We start from the raw sequence: 18,031 nt of genomic DNA, 5'->3' as shown, positions 1-18,031 counted from the left end.
CCGTTTCAGTTGAAGACGATCGTGGTTCCGCCGTCGCCCTTTTCCGTGCCGCGCCAGCTGTCGATCACCTGGCCCCGCTGCTCGGCGTCGATCGGCGACATCTGGCGCGGGCCGACGAGATCCGTCGGATTGGCGATCTGAGCGGCGAGATTGGACTGGGTGGCACAGCCGAAATTGTAGTAGTTGCGGTTTTCCAGCGTATTCAGCGCCAGATCTTCCGGCCACGCACCGCAGGGTGCGGTCTGCGCAGTTATCGCGACATAGCTCAGGCGGATCGGTGCGGCGTCGCCCGTCACGGAGGCGTCATAGGTGGTTTCGATCATCTTCTTCGGTGACACGCCGCCCGCCGCCAGCACGCGACGAATATCCTTGCGGACGATCTGCGCGGCATGGCCGTTCACCGATCCGCGCGGCAGCATGATCTGGATCACGCCGCTCGACGCATTTCGATATTCGGCGGCAAAGCCGCGGATGACGTCGCGGGTCCCCTGAGTGAGCCGCGTGTCGCCCGAGGCGACGGGAATGTCGATCGTCCGCTCGCCCTCCGTCAGCACGATCGGGTAGCGGGTGCGGTAATCGTCCGGAAGAGCACCGGTCGCGAGCCTGTCCTTGTTGGCGCAGCCAGCCAGCAGCAGGCCGACGAGCGCGCCCAGGGCCAGGCGATACGGAAAGCGGTTGAGGGCCATCGGAGGCTGCCTTTCGGGACTGTTTCGAGCTGCGCTTGGCTTCTTCATGGCCGGCCTATTTGTAGATGAAGCCGACATTGCCGTGATAGCGGCCGGCCGGCGGCTGAGCCTCGGGGCGTCCATAGATCCGGTTGACGCGGCCGAGGAAAAAGCTTTCGAGATCGTTCGCCGGATTGAAGTTGTCGTCCGGGCGCGAGATCGCGCTGCGGGCAACCGGCCTTACGAGATAGGGCGTGGCGATGATGACCAGTTCCGTCTCGCTGCGCTGGAAGTCCTTGCTGCGGAAGAGCGTGCCGAGGATCGGGATCTTCGAGGCGGCGGGCAGGCCCGACATCGCCTGGCGGATATTGTCCTGGACGAGGCCGGCGATCACGATCGAGCCGCCGGACGGCAGTTCGACGCTGGTCGAGGCCTCGCGGCGGCGGATGCCGAGGAAGGTCTGCCCGGGAATAGCCGTCATGCTGTTGCCGGTAACCACCGAACCCTCATAAGTCGGCTCCGAGACATCGGTCTCGATCTGCAGGCTGATGCGGCCGGGGCCGAGAACGACCGGCTTGAAGTTCAGCCGGATGCCGTATTCCACATCGTTGACCTCACGCTCGACCGTGGTTTGGCCGGTCTCGTCATCCGTCGAGACCTCCTGAATACCTGCGATCCGGAACTCGCCGCCGACGTAGAACTTCGCCTCCTGTCCAGAAATCGCCGTAAGGCTCGGCTCGGCGAGGGTGCGCATCACGCCGGCCTGTTCCATCGCGTTGATATAGCTCGAAATGGTTGTAGGGCCGATCGAGCCCTTGATGAGGGCGTTCGTGCCGACGGCAATCGCACTTCCGAGGTTGGCAGGGTTACGAAAGCTGATGCCGCTTTCGCCGTCGGAGACGCGGCCGTTGAAGCCAAGCTGCTTCAGCACCTGGCGGCTGACCTCGGCCACGGTGACCTTCAGCGTCACCTGGTCGTCGCCCTCGATCGTCAGCAGATTGACGATCTGCGAGTTCTGCCGGTCCTCGGCGAAGATATCGGCATCGCCGTTATTGCCCTGTGCGGTGATGTTGCGCGTGGTCGCCTCGCCACCTTTGAGGAACGCGCGTGCAAGGCGGGAAGCTTTGTCGGAATCAAGTGGCGTGCGCACCGTGCCCGTGAGCATCACGTTGTCCGAAAGGATTTCAACTTTGATGTCCGCATCGGGAATGAAGCGGCGGAGGTTCGCCTCAAGGGCGGCGACGTCGCGCTCGACCGTTACATCGAGACTTACGATCTCCTCGCCGCCCGGGCCGAAGACGAAGATGTTCGTCTGGCCGACGGACTTGCCGAAAAGATAGATGCGGCGCGAGGTGCGGGTGATCGCGTCGGCGAGCGACGGGTCGGCGACAAGGATGTCGTGGGCGTCGCTCGGCAGGTCCACGACGACCGCCTTGTTGAGACCGAGATTGATGGTCTTGCGGGCGCCGGGGCCGCTATCGACGATCCTCACCACCGAGGAGGAGGCGGCCTCGGCGGCCGGGAGGGTCGGCAGCGCCATGCCCGAAAAAGTCAGGCAGAAGGAAAGGCCGGCTGCGACAGACGCCCGAAACTTTTTTGCGATCGGTTTCACTTTGCGCCCCGCCTCACTTCTGGTTCTGGAGGGCCACACCGTCGCCCTTGACGATGGAGCCCGACTTGATGACCTGAATACTCGGCCGGCCGTCGCCGTTGAGAAGGTAGTCGGCAGCCGTGGTATCCGGCTCCTGCGCGTCGGCGACGCTGCGCAGAGCCAGCGAGATGCGGTCCGCCATCTGCTGCGCGACGGTCATGACCTTCGATTGATCCGGCGTCAGTTCCAGCGTCGCGGTCGTACCGACGACCGCTTTCGAGCCGTCTTCCTTCTCCTCGATCTGCTGGTCGATCGCCAGCACGCGGACATTGCTCAGCACCGTTTCGGTCAGATAGAGATCGCCGTCGGACTTGCGCACCATGATCACGTCGACACGATCGTTCGGCAGGATGAAGCCGCCCGCCCCGGTCGCAACCGTGATTTCCGTGGCGACGGCGCGCTTTCCGGCGGGCAGCAGCGACGACATGATCCGGTTCGATGCGTCGGCGATCTTTTCCTGGCGGACCGGCTCGCCGGTGAAGATCGGCAGGCGGACGACGGCGCCGGCAAGATCTTCGACGGCGGCGGGACGGTTTTCCTCCGTTATCATTCCCTCGGCGACACCATCCTTCGGCCAGGCCTTCCAATGGATGGAATCGGCGCCGAGACGGGAGCCGACCGGCAGGCTCTTGCCGGCGACCAGCACGTTGATGGTCGGTGCCTGCTCGATGACGGGTTCCGCCGTCTGCGCGGCGGGCGCGCGGGTGAGCTTCATCGCCAACAGCCCGGCCAAGGCAGCCGAGCCGACGGCCACCGCCAGAATGATAATGCGCACCGGTCTCATGATCGCCCCAAACCCCAGGAATTGCCCGGGATCAGGTTGATCAGGAATTGGTGTAATTATGGTTAATGGAATGCTTATGCAGATGGTTAACCGAAGGCTACGCTCCAGCCTTGAGGCGGAGGCGTGTCAGGGAAGCTGCGCAAAGGCGGCCTGCATCAGGGGTGACGAGGGGTAGGCAGCAAATCCGCCGAAAGCGATGGCGATGCCGTAAGGAATTTTCTTCGCAGTCAGCAGCAGGCGCGGAACCGGGATGCGGGCGGCAAGGATCAGGTTCTCTTGACTGCGCAGGAGCAAAACCACCAGCGTCAGAAGTCCGCCGAAGACTGAGACATACAAAAGGAAGGCAGCGAGCGAGGCATTGAAGCCGAACCATATGGCGGTGGCAGACAGGAGTTTAGCGTCTCCGCCGCCCATCACGTTTGCTGCAAAAAGGCAAAAACAGACGGCAAAAACCGCGATCGCTGCGGCAATGTGGAGCCCAATCACAACGGCGTTGAGTCCCGCCAGAGGTGAGATAATGATGAAAGAAACCAGCAAAATTGCCGAGATGCGATTCGGAATCTTCATTTCGAGTAAATCCGAGAACGCTGCAAGAGCGAGACACATCGGAAGCACTACAAAAACGGCAGCCACGATCACGGCTGATCTCCCCTCGTTGACTTATATTCTTCGTGCGGCTGCGCCCCAATACACTACTTAGTTGCGAATGGGCTGCCTCTTCGAGGCAGCCCATTGTTGATTACCTGCGAGGGCGTAGTATCACGGCGCCGGTTTGTTCACTGCGGTCGTCAGCTTGGTGCCGAGGTTGCCAAACGTCGTATTCAAGGCATCACCGAGTGCGTCAGCACCGGCGATCAGCGCCACCGAAATCAGAGCTGCGATCAGGCCGTATTCGATTGCGGTTGCGCCGGACTCGTCCTTCATCAGGCGTGCAAAAATGGTCTTCATGACTATTCTCCTCAAACTTCACTTGTTGTTCAGCACGTCCGTCAAACTGTTGCCGTTGATCGGATACCCTGAATTTAGCGGGGGCCAATTGCTTTCCGCTTAAGGAAACCGGTTACCGTGAGGTTAAAGGAAACTCGCTTTTTCCTGGGTAAATGTGCGGAAAATGGATGCTTTAAATTGCGCCGCATCGGCGTAACCATTCATTCACCAAAAGGCGCCAAGATGCGGCAGATAGACCGTCAGGACGCGCCATGAACACGCCCTCAGCGACCCCACGGGCCGCACTGCTTGCAACGACTGCACTTCTGGCGTTCGCCGCACCGGGCGGCGCCCGCGCGGCTGAAGAAATGATGCGCGTCTATATGGACCACGCCCGCGTGCTGAAGCTCGACCGGCCCGTCAGCAAGGTGATCATCGGCAATGCGGAGGTTGCCGACGCGACCGTGGCGGATGCGAAGACCATCGTGCTGACCGGGCGCAATTTCGGCACCACCAATCTCGTCATTCTCGACCAGGACGGCAACGCCATGGTCGACGAGCGCATCCTGGTATCGATCGACGAGGGCAACACGGTGCGCGTCTATAAACAGACCGTCCGCACCGTTCTCTCCTGCACGCCCAATTGCGAGCGTGCGGAACGGCAGGCTTCCGCTTCGAGCGGCAATTGAGACCGGGAAATTCGCCCTGCCCCTCACCCTCTCCCCGCAAGCGGGCGAGGGGACTTGAGCCGCAAAGCGAGCCGCTTGCCCCTTCTCCCCGCTTGCGGGGAGAAGGTCGCGGCAGCGGGATGAGGGGCCCTTCCGCCTTCGGAACGCTTCAGAACCACTAAAATTCTCCGGGTCCTCGAAAACGAATCTTCAACAGTCGCCGTGTATTTTGCGCCAACCAGTTGACATGATGGAACGGCGCGATGTCGATCGACGAGAAAGCATCCACTCCCCGGGCTCCCTCCCCGCGCGCCCTGTTTCGGCGCTTCATCGGCGACCGGAAAGGTGCGACGGCGATCGAATTCGCGATCCTTGCACTGCCTTTCTTCATCGTCGTCTTCGCCTCGATCGAGACATTCGTCGCTTTTGCCGGGGAGCAATTGCTGGCCAATGCGACCGATACGCTGGCGCGGAAAATCCGCACGGGTGAAATCACCACCGATACCGGCAAGCCCGGCTTCACGACAGAAACCCAGTTCCGCCAGGCCTTCTGCGAGGAAATCGCGATCATGATGACCTGCTCGGCGACCGAGGCGACGCAAGCCTCGAAACTCTATCTCGACGTCCGCAAGCTTCCCGCCGATCTCAGTGTCTTTCCGGAAGCCGTGCCGCGGATCGGCTCCGATCTCGACACCAGCGGCTTTACTTTCGCACCCGGCGGCCCGAACGACTACACCATGGTGCGTGCCTATTACCGCTGGACCGTGATCACCGATCTCGTTCGTCCCCTGGTGACCAAGCTCAGACCCGCCGGCGACAGCATGCCGCGCGATTATCTGATGGTCTCGACCGCCACCTTCCGCAACGAAAACTATTGAGGCCGCCATGGAACGCCTTCCTACATGCAAACGGCAGCTGTGGGGGGTCTTCCACGGACTGTTGCGGGACCGGCGCGGCGCCGGTGCCGTGGAATTCGCCATTGTCGCGCCGCTTCTGATCGCGGCCTATGTCGGCGCTTTCGAGCTTTCGCTCGGCTTCACCGTGGCGCGCAAGGTCGGGCGGGCCTCGAGTGCGGTGAGCGATATCGTCACCCAGGAGCAGCAGGTGAACAAGGCCTTTCTGGACGACATGCGCAACGTCGCGAAAAACATGCTGGTGCCCTATGACGGCTCCGACTACGACCTCAAGATCACCGGTATCCAGGTGAACGGCACGACTGAAGGCAAGGTCGCCTGGTCCCGGGGCTGGTCGGACGCGAGCGACGGCGCGACGGTCCCCTATGCGGTCAATTCCGTGGTCAGCGTTCCGGCGGAGCTCGACGCAGTGAATGCCTTCGTCGTGCGCACCGAACTCGTCGTCAACCACCAGATTTCCCTGTTGGGCTCGGACGCCGGCGGCACGATCCCGCTCTCCCGGACCTCCTACTACCGCCAGCGCTTCGGCACGACCATCAACTGCACCGATTGCTGAGGCTTCCCTCCCGGCACCCACGCCGCGTGGGTCCGGGGCGGCATGCATCAATTGCAATGGACAAGGCGGCGCGCTATTTCTGCCGGATTGTGCGGCGACGGCCGCGAAAATCTTAATGGCACCGGCTCGCCGCTTATCGCGCTCGCGCTCGGGATCAGTCAGGGTGTTTCATGGCGCGTGCATTCCTCTTCGTCCTCGATTCCTTCGGCATCGGCAATGCGCCGGACGCAGAGGCTTTCGGCGATCTCGGCGCCGATACGCTCGGACATATTGCGGAATTCTGCGCGGCGGGAGCGGCCGACCGGGCGGGGCTCCGGGAAGGGCCGCTTCATCTGCCCAACATGTCGGCGCTCGGCCTCATGCATGCGGCGCGGCTCGCGACCGGGCGGCTGCCCGCCGGCATGGCGCTGCCGGAACGCGTCTACGGGATCTACGGCGCTGCAAGCGAAGTCTCGCGCGGCAAGGACACGCCGTCCGGTCATTGGGAAATCGCCGGCACGCCGGTGACCTTCGACTGGGGCTATTTTCCGGCCGAAGGCGACGCCTTCCCTCCCGAACTTGTGGAAGCGATCTGTCGTGAGGGCGATGTGCCCGGCATTCTCGGCAATTGCCATGCTTCGGGTACCGACATCATCGCCCGCCACGGCGAAGAGCATATGCGGAGCGGCAAGCCGATCTGCTACACCTCGTCCGATTCCGTCTTCCAGATCGCCGCGCATGAACAGACCTTCGGGCTGGAGCGCCTGCTGAACCTCTGCGAGGTCGTGCGCCGGCTCGTCGACGACTACAATATCGGCCGCGTCATCGCACGGCCCTTCGTCGGCAGCGACCCGGGCAACTTCACGCGCACGGGCAACCGTCGCGACTATTCGGTGCCGCCGCCCGAGCCGACCGTTCTCGACCGGCTGCAGGAGACCGGGCGCACGGTGCACGCGATCGGCAAGATCGGCGACATCTTCGCCCATCAGGGTGTGACCAGGCTCACCAAGGCCAACGGCAACATGGCCCTCTTCGACGCCAGTCTGGAAGCCATCGAAGAGGCCGAAGACGGGGCGCTCGTCTTCACCAATTTCGTCGACTTCGACATGCTCTACGGCCATCGCCGCGACGTGCCCGGCTATGCAGCCGCGCTCGAAGCCTTCGATGCACGCCTGCCCGATCTCGACCGCCGGCTGAAACCCGGCGACATGGTGATCCTGACCGCCGACCATGGCTGCGATCCGACCTGGCGCGGCACCGACCACACGCGCGAGCGCGTGCCGGTGCTGATGTTCGGCCCGACGCTTCGCAGCCGCTCCTTCGGCATCGCCGACAGCTTCGCCCATATCGGCGAAACCGTCGCAAGACATCTCGGCATTGGCGCCGGCCCACATGGGAGAAGCCTCATTTGACCGCTCATCTGAAGAAAGCCGAACTGCATTGCCATATCGAGGGCGCGACGCCGCCTGACCTGGCGCTGAGGCAGGCGCGCAAATACGGCGTCGACACCAGCGCGATCATCCGCGACAGCGCCTATGTCTGGGAGGATTTCACCAGCTTCGTAAGGTGCTACGACGCCGTCGCCTCGCTGTTTCGCACCGAAGGCGACTATGCGCTTCTCGCCGAGACCTATCTGACGGAGCTTGCCGAAGCGGGTACGATCTACAGCGAAATCATCGTCTCGCCCGACCACGGCGAAACGATCGGGCTCGGCGCCGACGCCTATATCGAGGGCCTCGCCGCCGGCATGGAGGCGGCGAAGGCGAAGACCGGCATCGAATCGCGCATGCTGATCACCGGCATCCGCCATTTCGGTCCCGACTCGGTCATCAGGACCGCCGAATATGCAGCGATGCGCCGGCATCCGCTCGTGACCGGCTTCAATCTGGCCGGCGAGGAGCGCATGCACAGCGTCGCCGAATTCTCCCGCGCCTTCGACACCGTCCGCGATGCCGGCCTCGGCCTCACCATCCACGCCGGCGAACTTTCCGGCGCCTTCAGCGTGCGCGATGCGCTGGACCATGTCCGCCCGGCCCGGATCAGCCACGGGGTCCGGGCGATCGAGGACGGCGATCTCGTGAAGCGCCTTGCCGACGAGGGCGTCGTGCTCGAAGTCTGTCCCGGATCGAATGTCGCGCTTCAGGTGTTCCCGGATTTTGCCTCGCATCCCCTTAGGCGGCTTTACGAAGCCGGCGTCCGCGTGACGCTCAATTCCGACGATCCTCCCTTCTTCCACACGTCGCTCGCGCAGGAATACGAAATCGCCTTCCACGCGATGGGCTTCTCCGACAGCGAGATCGACCGGATGACGAAGATCGCGATTGAAGCCGCCTTCGTGGACGAGCCGACGCGAGGGAGGTTGCTGGCCGCGTTGCATGTCTAGTTGCGCGGATGAGCGGGCGGAGCTGCACAACTTCCACCTACACTCTTGCGGCCCCCGCCCTTTCCATGGAAAAGAGGGTGGATAGCCAATTTTCGCGGGGAAGATGAGCCATGGACGGCGTAACGGTGATCGGTCATCCGCTGGTGCAGCACAAGCTGACCATCATGCGCAAGAAGGAAACGTCGACTGCGGGCTTCCGCCGGCTGCTCAAGGAAATCTCGACGCTGCTCTGCTATGAGGTCACGCGCGATCTGGAGCTGACGACCGAACGGATCGAGACGCCTCTCGTGGAAACCGACGCGCCAGTGCTCGAGGGCAAGAAGCTCGTCTTCGCTTCCATCCTGCGCGCCGGCAACGGCCTGCTCGAGGGCATGCTCGAACTGGTGCCCTCGGCGCGCGTTGCGCATATCGGCGTCTACCGGGACCACGAGACTCTGCAGGCGGTCGAATATTTCTTCAAGGCGCCGGACAACATCAACGAGCGCCTCGTCATCGTCGTCGACCCGATGCTCGCTACCGGCAATTCCTCGATCGCGGCCATCGAGAAGCTCAAGGAGCGCGGTGCGCGGAACATCCGCTTCCTCTGCCTCCTTGCCGCTCCGGAGGGTATCCGCAACTTCCAGGGCGCCCATCCGGACGTTCCGATCTTCACCGCCTCGATCGACAGCCATCTCAACGAGAAGGGCTATATCGTGCCGGGCCTCGGCGATGCGGGCGACCGCATGTACGGAACGAAGTAGCCCTGTCGGCCTGCCGTCCTGCCGCCTCGGAAAACGGCGCTGCATCTCGTCAACGAGTCCGATAAGGCGCGGGATACGGGCGGAAAACCGCACACGCTTTTCCTCACCCCGCTCTCAGCTTCGAAACGACCACCGGCCGTTGCGCCGGCTCCTCGTCTGCGATCGCATAGACCGTGGCAACCCGCTTAGCGATCGCCTCGGCCTGGCTTCGGTCGGCAGCATGGACGAAGGCGACCGGCTCGCCCTTTTCGACTTTCGTCCCGAGCGGTCTCAGGCCGGTAAAACCGACGCGATGATCGATCCGGTCATCCGGGCGGATGCGCCCGCCGCCGAGCGCGATGACCGACATTCCCAGTTCGCGCGTCTCGCAGGACGCCAGATAGCCGTTCCGGCCCGCCGGCACGGCAAGGACCGCGGGCGCCCCGGCAAGATAGGCGCCCGGGCGATCCACGAAATCGGCAGGTCCGCCGAGCCGCCGGATCATGAGGCCGAAACGCTCCATCGCCTCCCCGCTCCCCAGGACGCGCCGCGCCATGGCTTCAGCTTCGGCTTCATGCGCCGCAATACCCGCTGCAACGAGCATTTCGCCAGCCAGGGCCATCACGACCTGATCGAGGCGGGTTCCCGCTTTCTCGCCGCGCAGATAGGCCAGGCAGCTCTCTATTTCGAGCCCGTTGCCGGCCGCGTCCGCCAGTGGCTCGTTCATGTCGGTGATCAGCGCAGAGGTGCGCACGCCCGCGCCATTGGCGACCTCGACCAGCGAACGCGCCAGGACTTCGGTTTCGGCGGGATCCGTCATGAAGGAGCCATTGCCGAGCTTGACGTCGAGGACCAGCGACCCGAGCCCTGCGGCGAGCTTTTTCGAAAGGATCGATGCGGTGATCAGCGGCACCGAATCGACCGTGGCCGTCACGTCGCGGATCGCATAGAGGCGCTTGTCGGCCGGCGCGAGATCGGCGGTCTGGCCGATGATGGCGCAGCCGACCTCATCGACCACCAGCCGCAAGTGCTCGGGCGATGGCTGGATGTCATAGCCGGGAATCGATTCCAGCTTGTCGAGCGTCCCGCCGGTGTGGCCGAGCCCCCGGCCCGAAATCATCGGCACGGCGGCACCGCAAGCGGCGACGATCGGTGCCAGCATCAGCGAGACATTGTCGCCGACGCCGCCCGTCGAGTGCTTGTCGACGATGGGACGTGCGAGATCGCTCCAGTCGAGCGTTTCCCCGGAATCGCGCATCGCCAGCGTCAGCGCCACGCATTCGTCGCGATTCATTCCGGAAAACCAGACCGCCATGGCGAAGGCGGCCGCCTGCCCTTCCGAGACCGAGCCATCGGTCACGCCCGCGATGAAACCGGCGATATCCGCCGGATCAAGCCGATCGCCGTCCCTTTTCTTTCGTATGATTTCCTGCGGAAGCATGGCCGTTCAGCTTTCGCTCGCGATCATCTCTTTCAGGATTGCCGCCAGCCGCGTGCCGCCGAGCGGTGCCATTTGCTTGGTTTCTTCATGGCTGAGTTCCGCCCCGGTCATGCCGGCGGCGAAATTGGTGACGACGGAGGCGGCGGCGACCTTCAGTCCGAAGAACCGGGCGAGAATGACCTCCGGCACCGTGGACATGCCGACCGCATCGGCACCGAGGATACGGGCCATGCGGATTTCGGCCGGCGTCTCGAAGCTCGGCCCGGAGAACCACATATAGACGCCGCGCGCGAGCGGGATGCCGAGGCGTTCGGCGGCCTCCTCCATCCCTATGGCCAGCGCCGCGTCATAGGCATTCGTCATGCCGACGAAACGCTCGTCGCTTTCGACGCCGATCAGCGGATTGGCGCCGGCAAAGGCGATGTGATCGGCAATGCGCATGACCGAGCCCGGCGGCATGTCTTCGCGCAGCGAACCGGCGGAATTGGTGAGGATCAGGTTCTCGACGCCGATCCGCTTCAGCGTCTCGATCGGCACGCGCATGGCACTGGCGTCGCCGCGTTCGTAATAATGGGCACGGCCGGAAAGCACGGCGACGGGAGTGTTGCCGATCCTGCCCGCCACGAACTCGCCGGCATGGCCGGAAACGCCGCTCACCGGAAAGCCCGGAATCTCCGCATAGGGGATGCGCAGCGGCTCCGCCACCGCGTCGACGAGCGAGCCGAGGCCGGAACCGAGCACGATCCCATAGCGGGGCGCAAGCGCCCCGAGCTTGCTCCCGAGGAAGTCCGCCGTCGCCGTCATCCGAGAATCTCCGTCTCGAAGCTGTGCGGCAGCAGGTCGGAGAGCGCCAGCGTCTTCCTGATCCCCGTTTCGTCGCAAAGATAGATGCGGGTGCTCGCGCCGGAAAATTCCGCAAGCCGCTGACGGCAGCCGCCGCAGGGCGGGCAGAGCGCGAGTTTCTCGGCCACAACCGCGACCTCCGTGATCTTGCGCTGGCCGGCCATTACCATATGGCTGATCGCCGTCGTCTCGGCGCACCAGCCCTCCGGAAAGGACAGGTTCTCGATGTTTGCGCCCGTATAAATCCTGCCGTCCTCGGCGCGAATGGCGGCGCCGACCGGAAACTTGGAATAGGGCGCATGCGCCTTCGCCATGGCTTCACGCGCCGCGACAAAGAGTTCGTCCTTGGACATGATTAGCGCTCCTTCACATAGGGTACGCCGCCCGCCTTCGGCGGAATGGCCTTGCCGATGAAGCCGGCAAGCAGGATGACGGTGAGGATATAGGGCAGGGCCTGCATGAGCTGCACCGGAACCTGGCCGATAAGCGGCAAGGGCGTGCCCTGCAGACGGATCGCGAGCGCATCGAGGAAGCCGAAGAGCAGGCAGGCGAACATGACGTTGAGCGGCCGCCATTTGGCGAAGATCAGCGCCGCAAGCGCGATATAGCCCTTGCCCGCCGTCATGCCCTTGACGAAGCCCGCCGTCATCGCCAGCGAAAGATAGGCGCCGGCAAAGCCGCAGAGAATGCCGCAGCAGATGACAGCCCGGTATCTGAGCCAGATCACCGAGATACCAGCGGTATCGACCGCGCCCGGATTCTCGCCGACGGCGCGCAGCCTCAGGCCGAAACGGGTGCGGTAGAGAATCCACCAGCTGATCGGCACCATGGCGAAGGCGAGATAGGTGAGCAGGAAATGGCCGGACAGGAGGTCCGCATAGACCGGCCCGAGGACGGGAATTTCGCGGATCATGTCCGCGTCGGGGAAGTTGATCGTCTGGAACCGCGCGCCTTCGGCGAGCGCCGGCGTGCGGCCGCCTTGCCGGAACCAGGCCTCTCCCAGGATCACGGTGGAACCGGCAACGATGAAGTTGATCGCCACACCCGAGACGATCTGGTTGCCGCGCTGGGTGATCGAAGCATAGCCGTGGACGAGCGAGAGGGCCACGGAAACGAGGATCGCCGCAACGAGCCCCACCCAGACGGACTGCGTGACGGCTGCCGCCGCCCCGGCGGCAAAGGCCGCACCGAGCATCTTGCCCTCCAGGCCGATGTCGAAGACGCCGGCGCGCTCGGTGAACAGGCCGGCAAGGGCTGCGAAGACCAGCGGCACGGAGACGCGGATCGTCGATTCCAGGAGCACGACGAGAACGTGGAAGAAATCCATGATTTCAGGCTCCCTTGGTCTGCACGACGGCGGTCGCGCGCTGGCCGCGCATCGCGAAGGCGCGCGTGATCGCCGGGCGGAACATGTTCTCGAGCGCCCCGGCAAAGAGGATCACGAGACCCTGGATGATGACGATCATGTCCCGGGAGATCGAAGGCATCTCGAAGGCGATCTCGGCGCCGCCCTGGTAGAGCACGCCGAAAAGGATCGCGGCGGGAATAATGCCGCCCGGATGCGAGCGCCCCATCAACGCGACCGCGATGCCGACGAAGCCGGCGCCTTGCACGAAATCCAGCTGCATGCGGAACTGCTCGCCCATGATCGGGTTCAGCGCCATCATGCCGGCAAGGCCGCCTGATATCATCATGGCGACGACGGTGATGCGGCTTTCGCTGATACCGGCATAGCGGGCGGCAGACGGGCTATGGCCCATGGTGCGCATCTCGTAGCCGAGCCTGGTGCGCCAGATCAGCACCCAGACCGCGAAGGCGGCCGCCAGCGCCAGGAGGAACGAGATGTTGAACGGCGCCGTGCCGATATTGAGGCCGAAGATCGACAGCAGCCAGTCGAGCTTCGGCAATTGCCCGCCTTCGGCGAAGGTGCGCGTCTGCGGCGCCATCGAGCCGAGCGGCTTCAGCACGCGTGTCAGCAGATAGACCATCAGGCTGGAGGCGATGAAATTGAACATGATGGTGGTGATGACGATATGGCTGCCGCGTTTGGCCTGCAGCCAGCCGGGCAGGAACGCCCAGAGCGCGCCGAAGAAGGCGGAGCCGACGATGGCGAGCGGGAAGACCACGTACCAGGGCATAGTCTGGTCGAGCCAGAGGCAGGCGAGCGCCACGCCGATGCCGCCGACATAGGCCTGACCCTCGCCGCCGATGTTGAAAAGACCGGCATGAAAGGCGACCGCCACCGCGAGCCCGGTGAAGATGAAGGTCGTCGCGTAATAGAGCGTGAAGCCGATATATTCGCCGCGGCCGAAGGCGCCGTTGATGAGATGATAGGCGGCTTCGAGCGGGTTTTCGCCGACGAGGAGAACGACGAGGCCGGCGACGAGGAAGGCGACGGCAAGATTGATCAGCGGGATGAGGCCATATTCCACCCATACCGGGAGTTTCGCATAGGGCGTACTCATTCTGCGGCCTCCTTGCGGCCTTCGACACCGGCCATCAGCAGGCCGAGCTCGCCTTCGGTCGCTTCGGGGCTGCGTTCGCCGACAACGCGTCCGGCAAACATCACCAGGATGCGGTCGGAAAGGGAACGTATCTCGTCGAGCTCGACCGAAACCAGCAGAACGGCCTTGCCCTGGTCGCGCATCTCGATGATCCGCTTGTGGATGAATTCGATCGCGCCGACGTCGACTCCGCGGGTCGGCTGGCCGATGATGAGGACGTCCGGATCCCGCTCCATCTCGCGCGCAAGCACGACCTTCTGCTGGTTGCCACCGGAGAAATTGGCCGTCCTCAGCCGTGCATTCGGCGGGCGAATATCATATTTGGCAATCTTCTCCTCGGCATCCTTGCGGATCGCATCGATGTTCAGGAACATGCCGTTGGAGAAGCGCGGGTCATGGTGGTAACCGAGGATCGCGTTTTCGCATTCCTCGAACTTGAGCACGAGCCCGACGTGATGCCGGTCTTCCGGCACATGCGCCAGTCCGCGATCCCGCAGTTTCGCCGGGTCCGCGTTGCCGGTCACGTCCACCGGCTTGCCGTTGAGGAGAACCGTCCCGGAGGCGGCCTTGCGGATGCCGGCGATCGCTTCGAGCAGTTCCGACTGGCCGTTGCCGGCCACGCCGGCGATGCCGACGATCTCGCCTGCACGAACCTCGAAGGAGACGTTATCGACCATGGTCACGCCGCGGCTGTCCTTGACCGTCAGCCCCTGGACGGCGAGCTTCACGTCAACGGGATTGCTCTCGCCCTTCTCGACACGCAGCAGCACGCGCCGGCCGACCATCAGCTCGGCCAGTTCCTCGACCGAGGTTTCACGCGTCGTGCGCGTCGCCACCATTTCGCCGCGGCGCATGACCGACACCTCGTCGGTGATCGCCATGATCTCGCGCAGCTTATGGGTGATGAGGATGATCGTCTTTCCCTGCGCCTTGAGCTGGCCGAGGATACGAAACAGGTGATCGGCCTCGGCCGGCGTCAAGACGCCGGTCGGTTCGTCGAGGATCAGGATATCGGCCCTTCGATAAAGCGCCTTCAATATCTCGACGCGCTGCTGGAGGCCGACCGGCAGCTCCTCGATCAGGGCGTCCGGATTGACCTCGAGCGCATATTCCTTCTCGAGCCGTTTCAGCTCCTGCCGCGCCTTGGCGATGCCCTTGTTGAGGATCTGGCTGTCTTCGGCGCCGAGCATGACGTTTTCGAGCACGGTAAAGTTCTCGACCAGCATGAAGTGCTGGTGGACCATGCCGATCCCGACGGAGATCGCCGCATTCGGATCGCGAATGGTAACAGGCTTGCCGTCGACCAGAATCTCACCGTTGTCGGCCTGATAGAAGCCATAGAGGATCGACATCAGCGTCGACTTGCCGGCACCGTTTTCGCCGATGATGCCGTGGATCGTGCCCTTGCGAACCTTGAGATTGATGTTCCTGTTGGCGTGGACCAGCCCGAAGCTCTTGTCTATTCCACGCAATTCGATGGCAATATTGTTCATATTGGCCTGCGATCCCCTTTTTGCCCGCTTCGGCTCATCGCAGAAACCGTGCCGACAATTTTTTTACCATTTGGTATAAGTTTATCATCGATTTTCAGGCGCGAAAGCCTGGGCGACGAAATCTCCTTATACTCTCATAGGATCGCCGGTGAGAGTCCAGCGCGAATATACACAGGGAGATTGCATCCATGGCGCGGGTGCGTGAAGGCGCTTCCCTCCCCCTTGTGGGGAGGGTTTGGGGGGCCTTGCAGAAGGAAGCGGGCTAAATCGCGGCCAACTAACGCAGCAGCCTCAATGCGTTGATCGTCACCAGGACGGTCGCGCCGGTATCGGCGAGGATCGCCGGCCAGAGGCCCGTCACGCCGGCAATGGTGGTCGCCAGGAACACGGCCTTGAGGCCGAGTGCGATCGTGATGTTCTGGTGAATGTTGCGCATCGTCACCCGTGACAGCTTCACCATCTCCGAGACGTCCGAGACGCGGGCATGGAGGCTGGCCGCGTCGGCCGTTTCCAGCGCCACGTCGGTGCCGCCGCCAACCGCGATGCCGACATCCGCCGCCGCCAGAGCCGGCGCGTCGTTGATACCGTCTCCGACCTTCGCCACGACGAGGCCTTCGGCCTTGAGCCCGCTTACGATGCGCTGCTTGTCCTCGGGAAGCAGCCCTGCATGCGCCTCGATGCCCCCGAGCCGGCCGGCGATCGCCTCGGCCGTCGCCCGGTTGTCGCCGGTGAGCATCACCACCCGCAACCCCTGAGCGGCGAGCGCCCTCAGGCCCGCCGCGGCATCCGCACGCGGTTCGTCGCGCAAGGCAAGCGCTCCGGCTGCCCTCCCGCCGACGACGAGCACGGAGACGGTCTTCCCCTCACCCTGCAGGGTTTCGATCCGAGCCAGTTCATCCGCGGCCAGCGGCGCGCGCTCCCGGGCCGCCTCGGGCGAGCCGAGGAAAAGCTCGACGCCGTCTGCGGAAGCGGCAACGCCCTTGCCCCCGATGGCCCTGGCGCCTTCGACGGGAAGGAGCGCCAATCCATCGGCTTCGGCACGCGACAGGACGGCACGAGCCAGCGGATGGCTGGATCCCTGTTCGAGCGCAGCGGCGTAGTCGAGCACCTCCGCTTCCGATCTGCCGAAGGCGACGATGTCGGTCAGTTTCGGCCTGCCTTCGGTGAGCGTTCCGGTCTTGTCGAAGGCGACGGCTGTGATCCTGCCGAGATTTTCGAGGACAGCGCCGCCCTTGATCAGAAGACCGCGGCGCGCACCTGCCGAAAGGCTCGCCGCGATCGCGGCCGGCGTGGAGATGACGAGGGCACAGGGGCAACCGATCAGGAGAAGCGCGAGCCCTTTGTAAATCCAGTCCTGCCACAGGCCGCCGAAGGCGAGCGGCGGGATGATCGCGACCAATGCCGCGACGAGCACCACGCCCGGCGTGTAATATCGGGAGAAGCGATCGATGAAACGCTCCGTCGGCGCCTTCTTCTCCTGCGCCTCTTCGACAAGCCTGATGACGCGCGCGATGGTGTTGTCGGCTGCGGCGGCCGTGACGCGCACCCGCAGCGCGCCGTCACCATTGACGGTTCCGGCAAAGACGTTCGCGCCGGCTTCCTTCAGGACGGGCGTGCTCTCGCCGGTCACCGGCGCCTCGTCGACGCCGCTCTCGCCGGAGACGATGATGCCATCGGCGGGAAGCCGGTCCCCGGGACGGACGAGGACGATGGCGCCAGGGGCCAGGCTTTCGGCGGGGACCTCCACGGTCCTGCCGTTTTCTTCGAGGAGCGCCGATTTCGGCACGAGCGCGGTCAGCGCCTGTATGCTCGCCCGTGCCTTGCCCGCGGCAACGCCCTCGAGCAGTTCCCCGATCAGGAACAGGAGGACGACCATGGCCGCTTCCTCGCCGGCGCCGATGAAGACGGCACCGGCTGCCGCAATGGTCATCAGCATCTCGATCGAAAAAGGCGTGCCGGACAGTGCTGCCATGAGCGCGCGTCTCGCGATCGGCACCAGGCCGACGAGCATGGCGAGGGTGAAAATCCAGGGCTCGGTACCGGGAACGAACTGACCGATGGCATAGGCTGCGGCAAGGGCAACACCGCAGGCGAGCGTGAGCTTGCCTTTTGCCGTTTGCCACCATGGCAAGGGCGCCCTGAAATGGGACGACGGCTTCGTGCCTGCCGGACGGATGCTCGGATGGCCGTGATCCTGGTGCGGGCCGCCTGCAACATAATCGTGGCCGCAGCAGGCGTGCTCGCTCTGAGCCGGCTGCCGTTCCGCCGCAACGTCCAGCGGCGTAAGCCCGTAGCCGAGGCCGCCGACCTTCCGCATCACCTGGGCGCCGATATCGTCGCGCGCCGCATGCCGGACGGTCATGGTGCCGGCTGCCACCGAGACATTCACGTCCTCGACCCCCGCAACCCGCCTGACGGCCGTGTCGATCTTGGTCGCGCAGGACGCGCAATCCATCCCATCGACGCGGAATCTCGTTTCCCGAAATATGCCTGTCATTCCATGC

Annotated in this window: 18 protein-coding genes; 6 read left to right on the top strand and 12 right to left on the bottom strand. The window is 64.0% G+C overall.

Annotated features, from left to right (window positions below; all coding sequences use genetic code 11):
* Window positions 1-5 precede the first annotated feature (5 nt).
* From CN933_RS13280 to CN933_RS13260, 5 genes are all read right to left on the bottom strand, one after another.
* Window positions 6-686 (bottom strand): CpaD family pilus assembly protein, encoded by a 681-nt coding sequence (locus tag CN933_RS13280; protein ID WP_018093775.1) that lies wholly within the window; start codon window positions 684-686, stop codon window positions 6-8.
* 55 nt (window positions 687-741) lie between these two features.
* Window positions 742-2,277 (bottom strand): type II and III secretion system protein family protein, encoded by a 1,536-nt coding sequence (locus tag CN933_RS13275; RefSeq protein WP_018093774.1) that lies wholly within the window; start codon window positions 2,275-2,277, stop codon window positions 742-744.
* A gap of 13 nt (window positions 2,278-2,290) precedes the next feature.
* Window positions 2,291-3,100, bottom strand: coding sequence for a Flp pilus assembly protein CpaB (gene cpaB / locus CN933_RS13270; protein WP_018093773.1), 810 nt, complete (start codon window positions 3,098-3,100; stop codon window positions 2,291-2,293).
* Window positions 3,101-3,226: 126 nt separating this feature from the next.
* A complete protein-coding gene (locus CN933_RS13265) occupies window positions 3,227-3,706 on the bottom strand; it encodes an A24 family peptidase (protein ID WP_437405231.1) in 480 nt (159 codons plus the stop codon).
* 153 nt (window positions 3,707-3,859) lie between these two features.
* Window positions 3,860-4,048, bottom strand: coding sequence for a Flp family type IVb pilin (locus tag CN933_RS13260; protein ID WP_018093771.1), 189 nt, complete (start codon window positions 4,046-4,048; stop codon window positions 3,860-3,862).
* 251 nt (window positions 4,049-4,299) lie between these two features.
* Between CN933_RS13260 and CN933_RS13255 the strand changes: the two genes are divergently transcribed.
* The 6 genes from CN933_RS13255 to upp all read left to right on the top strand — a co-directional run bounded on the left by CN933_RS13255 (window position 4,300) and on the right by upp (window position 9,267).
* The gene (locus CN933_RS13255; RefSeq protein WP_018093769.1) at window positions 4,300-4,716 is read left to right on the top strand and encodes a pilus assembly protein N-terminal domain-containing protein; all 417 of its coding nucleotides are present in this window, start codon (window positions 4,300-4,302) and stop codon (window positions 4,714-4,716) included.
* Between the two features lie 242 nt (window positions 4,717-4,958).
* Complete coding sequence (locus CN933_RS13250) at window positions 4,959-5,573, top strand: TadE/TadG family type IV pilus assembly protein (RefSeq protein WP_018093768.1); 615 nt, start codon at window positions 4,959-4,961, stop codon at window positions 5,571-5,573.
* Window positions 5,574-5,580: 7 nt separating this feature from the next.
* On the top strand, window positions 5,581-6,165 hold the full coding sequence (locus tag CN933_RS13245; protein WP_018093767.1) for a TadE/TadG family type IV pilus assembly protein: 585 nt from the start codon (window positions 5,581-5,583) through the stop codon (window positions 6,163-6,165).
* Window positions 6,166-6,335: 170 nt separating this feature from the next.
* The gene (locus tag CN933_RS13240; protein WP_018093766.1) at window positions 6,336-7,556 is read left to right on the top strand and encodes a phosphopentomutase; all 1,221 of its coding nucleotides are present in this window, start codon (window positions 6,336-6,338) and stop codon (window positions 7,554-7,556) included.
* The gene (locus CN933_RS13235) at window positions 7,553-8,527 is read left to right on the top strand and encodes an adenosine deaminase (protein ID WP_018093765.1); all 975 of its coding nucleotides are present in this window, start codon (window positions 7,553-7,555) and stop codon (window positions 8,525-8,527) included. Before CN933_RS13240 ends, CN933_RS13235 begins: the two co-directional genes overlap by 4 nt.
* A 110-nt stretch (window positions 8,528-8,637) precedes the next feature.
* Entirely contained in the window at window positions 8,638-9,267 is a 630-nt protein-coding gene (gene upp / locus CN933_RS13230) for a uracil phosphoribosyltransferase (RefSeq protein WP_018093764.1), read from the top strand.
* Between the two features lie 103 nt (window positions 9,268-9,370).
* Here upp and deoA read toward each other — a convergent pair whose 3' ends face one another.
* From deoA to CN933_RS13195, 7 genes are all read right to left on the bottom strand, one after another.
* Window positions 9,371-10,687: a thymidine phosphorylase gene (gene deoA, locus CN933_RS13225; RefSeq protein ID WP_102761768.1), complete on the bottom strand. Its 1,317-nt coding sequence runs from the start codon at window positions 10,685-10,687 to the stop codon at window positions 9,371-9,373.
* A 6-nt stretch (window positions 10,688-10,693) separates the two neighbouring features.
* On the bottom strand, window positions 10,694-11,491 hold the full coding sequence (locus CN933_RS13220; protein ID WP_018093762.1) for a purine-nucleoside phosphorylase: 798 nt from the start codon (window positions 11,489-11,491) through the stop codon (window positions 10,694-10,696).
* On the bottom strand, window positions 11,488-11,883 hold the full coding sequence (locus tag CN933_RS13215; RefSeq protein ID WP_003536146.1) for a cytidine deaminase: 396 nt from the start codon (window positions 11,881-11,883) through the stop codon (window positions 11,488-11,490). The genes CN933_RS13220 and CN933_RS13215 overlap by 4 nt, the downstream gene beginning before the upstream one ends.
* Before the next feature lie 2 nt (window positions 11,884-11,885).
* Window positions 11,886-12,857: an ABC transporter permease gene (locus CN933_RS13210; protein WP_018093761.1), complete on the bottom strand. Its 972-nt coding sequence runs from the start codon at window positions 12,855-12,857 to the stop codon at window positions 11,886-11,888.
* A 4-nt stretch (window positions 12,858-12,861) separates the two neighbouring features.
* On the bottom strand, window positions 12,862-13,995 hold the full coding sequence (locus CN933_RS13205; RefSeq protein ID WP_018093760.1) for an ABC transporter permease: 1,134 nt from the start codon (window positions 13,993-13,995) through the stop codon (window positions 12,862-12,864).
* On the bottom strand, window positions 13,992-15,527 hold the full coding sequence (locus tag CN933_RS13200; RefSeq protein ID WP_018093759.1) for an ABC transporter ATP-binding protein: 1,536 nt from the start codon (window positions 15,525-15,527) through the stop codon (window positions 13,992-13,994). Before CN933_RS13200 ends, CN933_RS13205 begins: the two co-directional genes overlap by 4 nt.
* Window positions 15,528-15,804: 277 nt before the next feature.
* Window positions 15,805-18,024 (bottom strand): heavy metal translocating P-type ATPase, encoded by a 2,220-nt coding sequence (locus tag CN933_RS13195; RefSeq protein WP_018093758.1) that lies wholly within the window; start codon window positions 18,022-18,024, stop codon window positions 15,805-15,807.
* Between the last annotated feature and the right edge of the window lie 7 nt (window positions 18,025-18,031).

It is taken from the genome of Sinorhizobium sp. M4_45 (genome assembly GCF_002885915.1).
In the GTDB taxonomy this organism is placed as follows: Bacteria; Pseudomonadota; Alphaproteobacteria; order Rhizobiales; family Rhizobiaceae; genus Sinorhizobium; species Sinorhizobium meliloti_A.
Note: the sequence above shows the minus strand (reverse complement) of the source record. Positions and strands in the feature narration are given on the sequence as shown.

What these genes read in the sequence shown, in the direction of transcription:
- CN933_RS13195 (WP_018093758.1), bottom strand. Translation starts at nt 18,024, where the DNA reads ATGACAGGCATATTTCGGGAAACGAGATTCCGCGTCGATGGGATGGAT.
- CN933_RS13280 (WP_018093775.1), bottom strand. Translation starts at nt 686, where the DNA reads ATGGCCCTCAACCGCTTTCCGTATCGCCTGGCCCTGGGCGCGCTCGTC.
- deoA (WP_102761768.1), bottom strand. Translation starts at nt 10,687, where the DNA reads ATGCTTCCGCAGGAAATCATACGAAAGAAAAGGGACGGCGATCGGCTT.
- CN933_RS13205 (WP_018093760.1), bottom strand. Translation starts at nt 13,995, where the DNA reads ATGAGTACGCCCTATGCGAAACTCCCGGTATGGGTGGAATATGGCCTC.
- CN933_RS13220 (WP_018093762.1), bottom strand. Translation starts at nt 11,491, where the DNA reads ATGACGGCGACGGCGGACTTCCTCGGGAGCAAGCTCGGGGCGCTTGCG.
- CN933_RS13215 (WP_003536146.1), bottom strand. Translation starts at nt 11,883, where the DNA reads ATGTCCAAGGACGAACTCTTTGTCGCGGCGCGTGAAGCCATGGCGAAG.
- CN933_RS13260 (WP_018093771.1), bottom strand. Translation starts at nt 4,048, where the DNA reads ATGAAGACCATTTTTGCACGCCTGATGAAGGACGAGTCCGGCGCAACC.
- upp (WP_018093764.1), top strand. Translation starts at nt 8,638, where the DNA reads ATGGACGGCGTAACGGTGATCGGTCATCCGCTGGTGCAGCACAAGCTG.
- CN933_RS13265 (WP_437405231.1), bottom strand. Translation starts at nt 3,706, where the DNA reads ATGTGTCTCGCTCTTGCAGCGTTCTCGGATTTACTCGAAATGAAGATT.
- CN933_RS13240 (WP_018093766.1), top strand. Translation starts at nt 6,336, where the DNA reads ATGGCGCGTGCATTCCTCTTCGTCCTCGATTCCTTCGGCATCGGCAAT.
- CN933_RS13210 (WP_018093761.1), bottom strand. Translation starts at nt 12,857, where the DNA reads ATGGATTTCTTCCACGTTCTCGTCGTGCTCCTGGAATCGACGATCCGC.
- CN933_RS13245 (WP_018093767.1), top strand. Translation starts at nt 5,581, where the DNA reads ATGGAACGCCTTCCTACATGCAAACGGCAGCTGTGGGGGGTCTTCCAC.
- CN933_RS13250 (WP_018093768.1), top strand. Translation starts at nt 4,959, where the DNA reads ATGTCGATCGACGAGAAAGCATCCACTCCCCGGGCTCCCTCCCCGCGC.
- CN933_RS13200 (WP_018093759.1), bottom strand. Translation starts at nt 15,527, where the DNA reads ATGAACAATATTGCCATCGAATTGCGTGGAATAGACAAGAGCTTCGGG.
- cpaB (WP_018093773.1), bottom strand. Translation starts at nt 3,100, where the DNA reads ATGAGACCGGTGCGCATTATCATTCTGGCGGTGGCCGTCGGCTCGGCT.
- CN933_RS13255 (WP_018093769.1), top strand. Translation starts at nt 4,300, where the DNA reads ATGAACACGCCCTCAGCGACCCCACGGGCCGCACTGCTTGCAACGACT.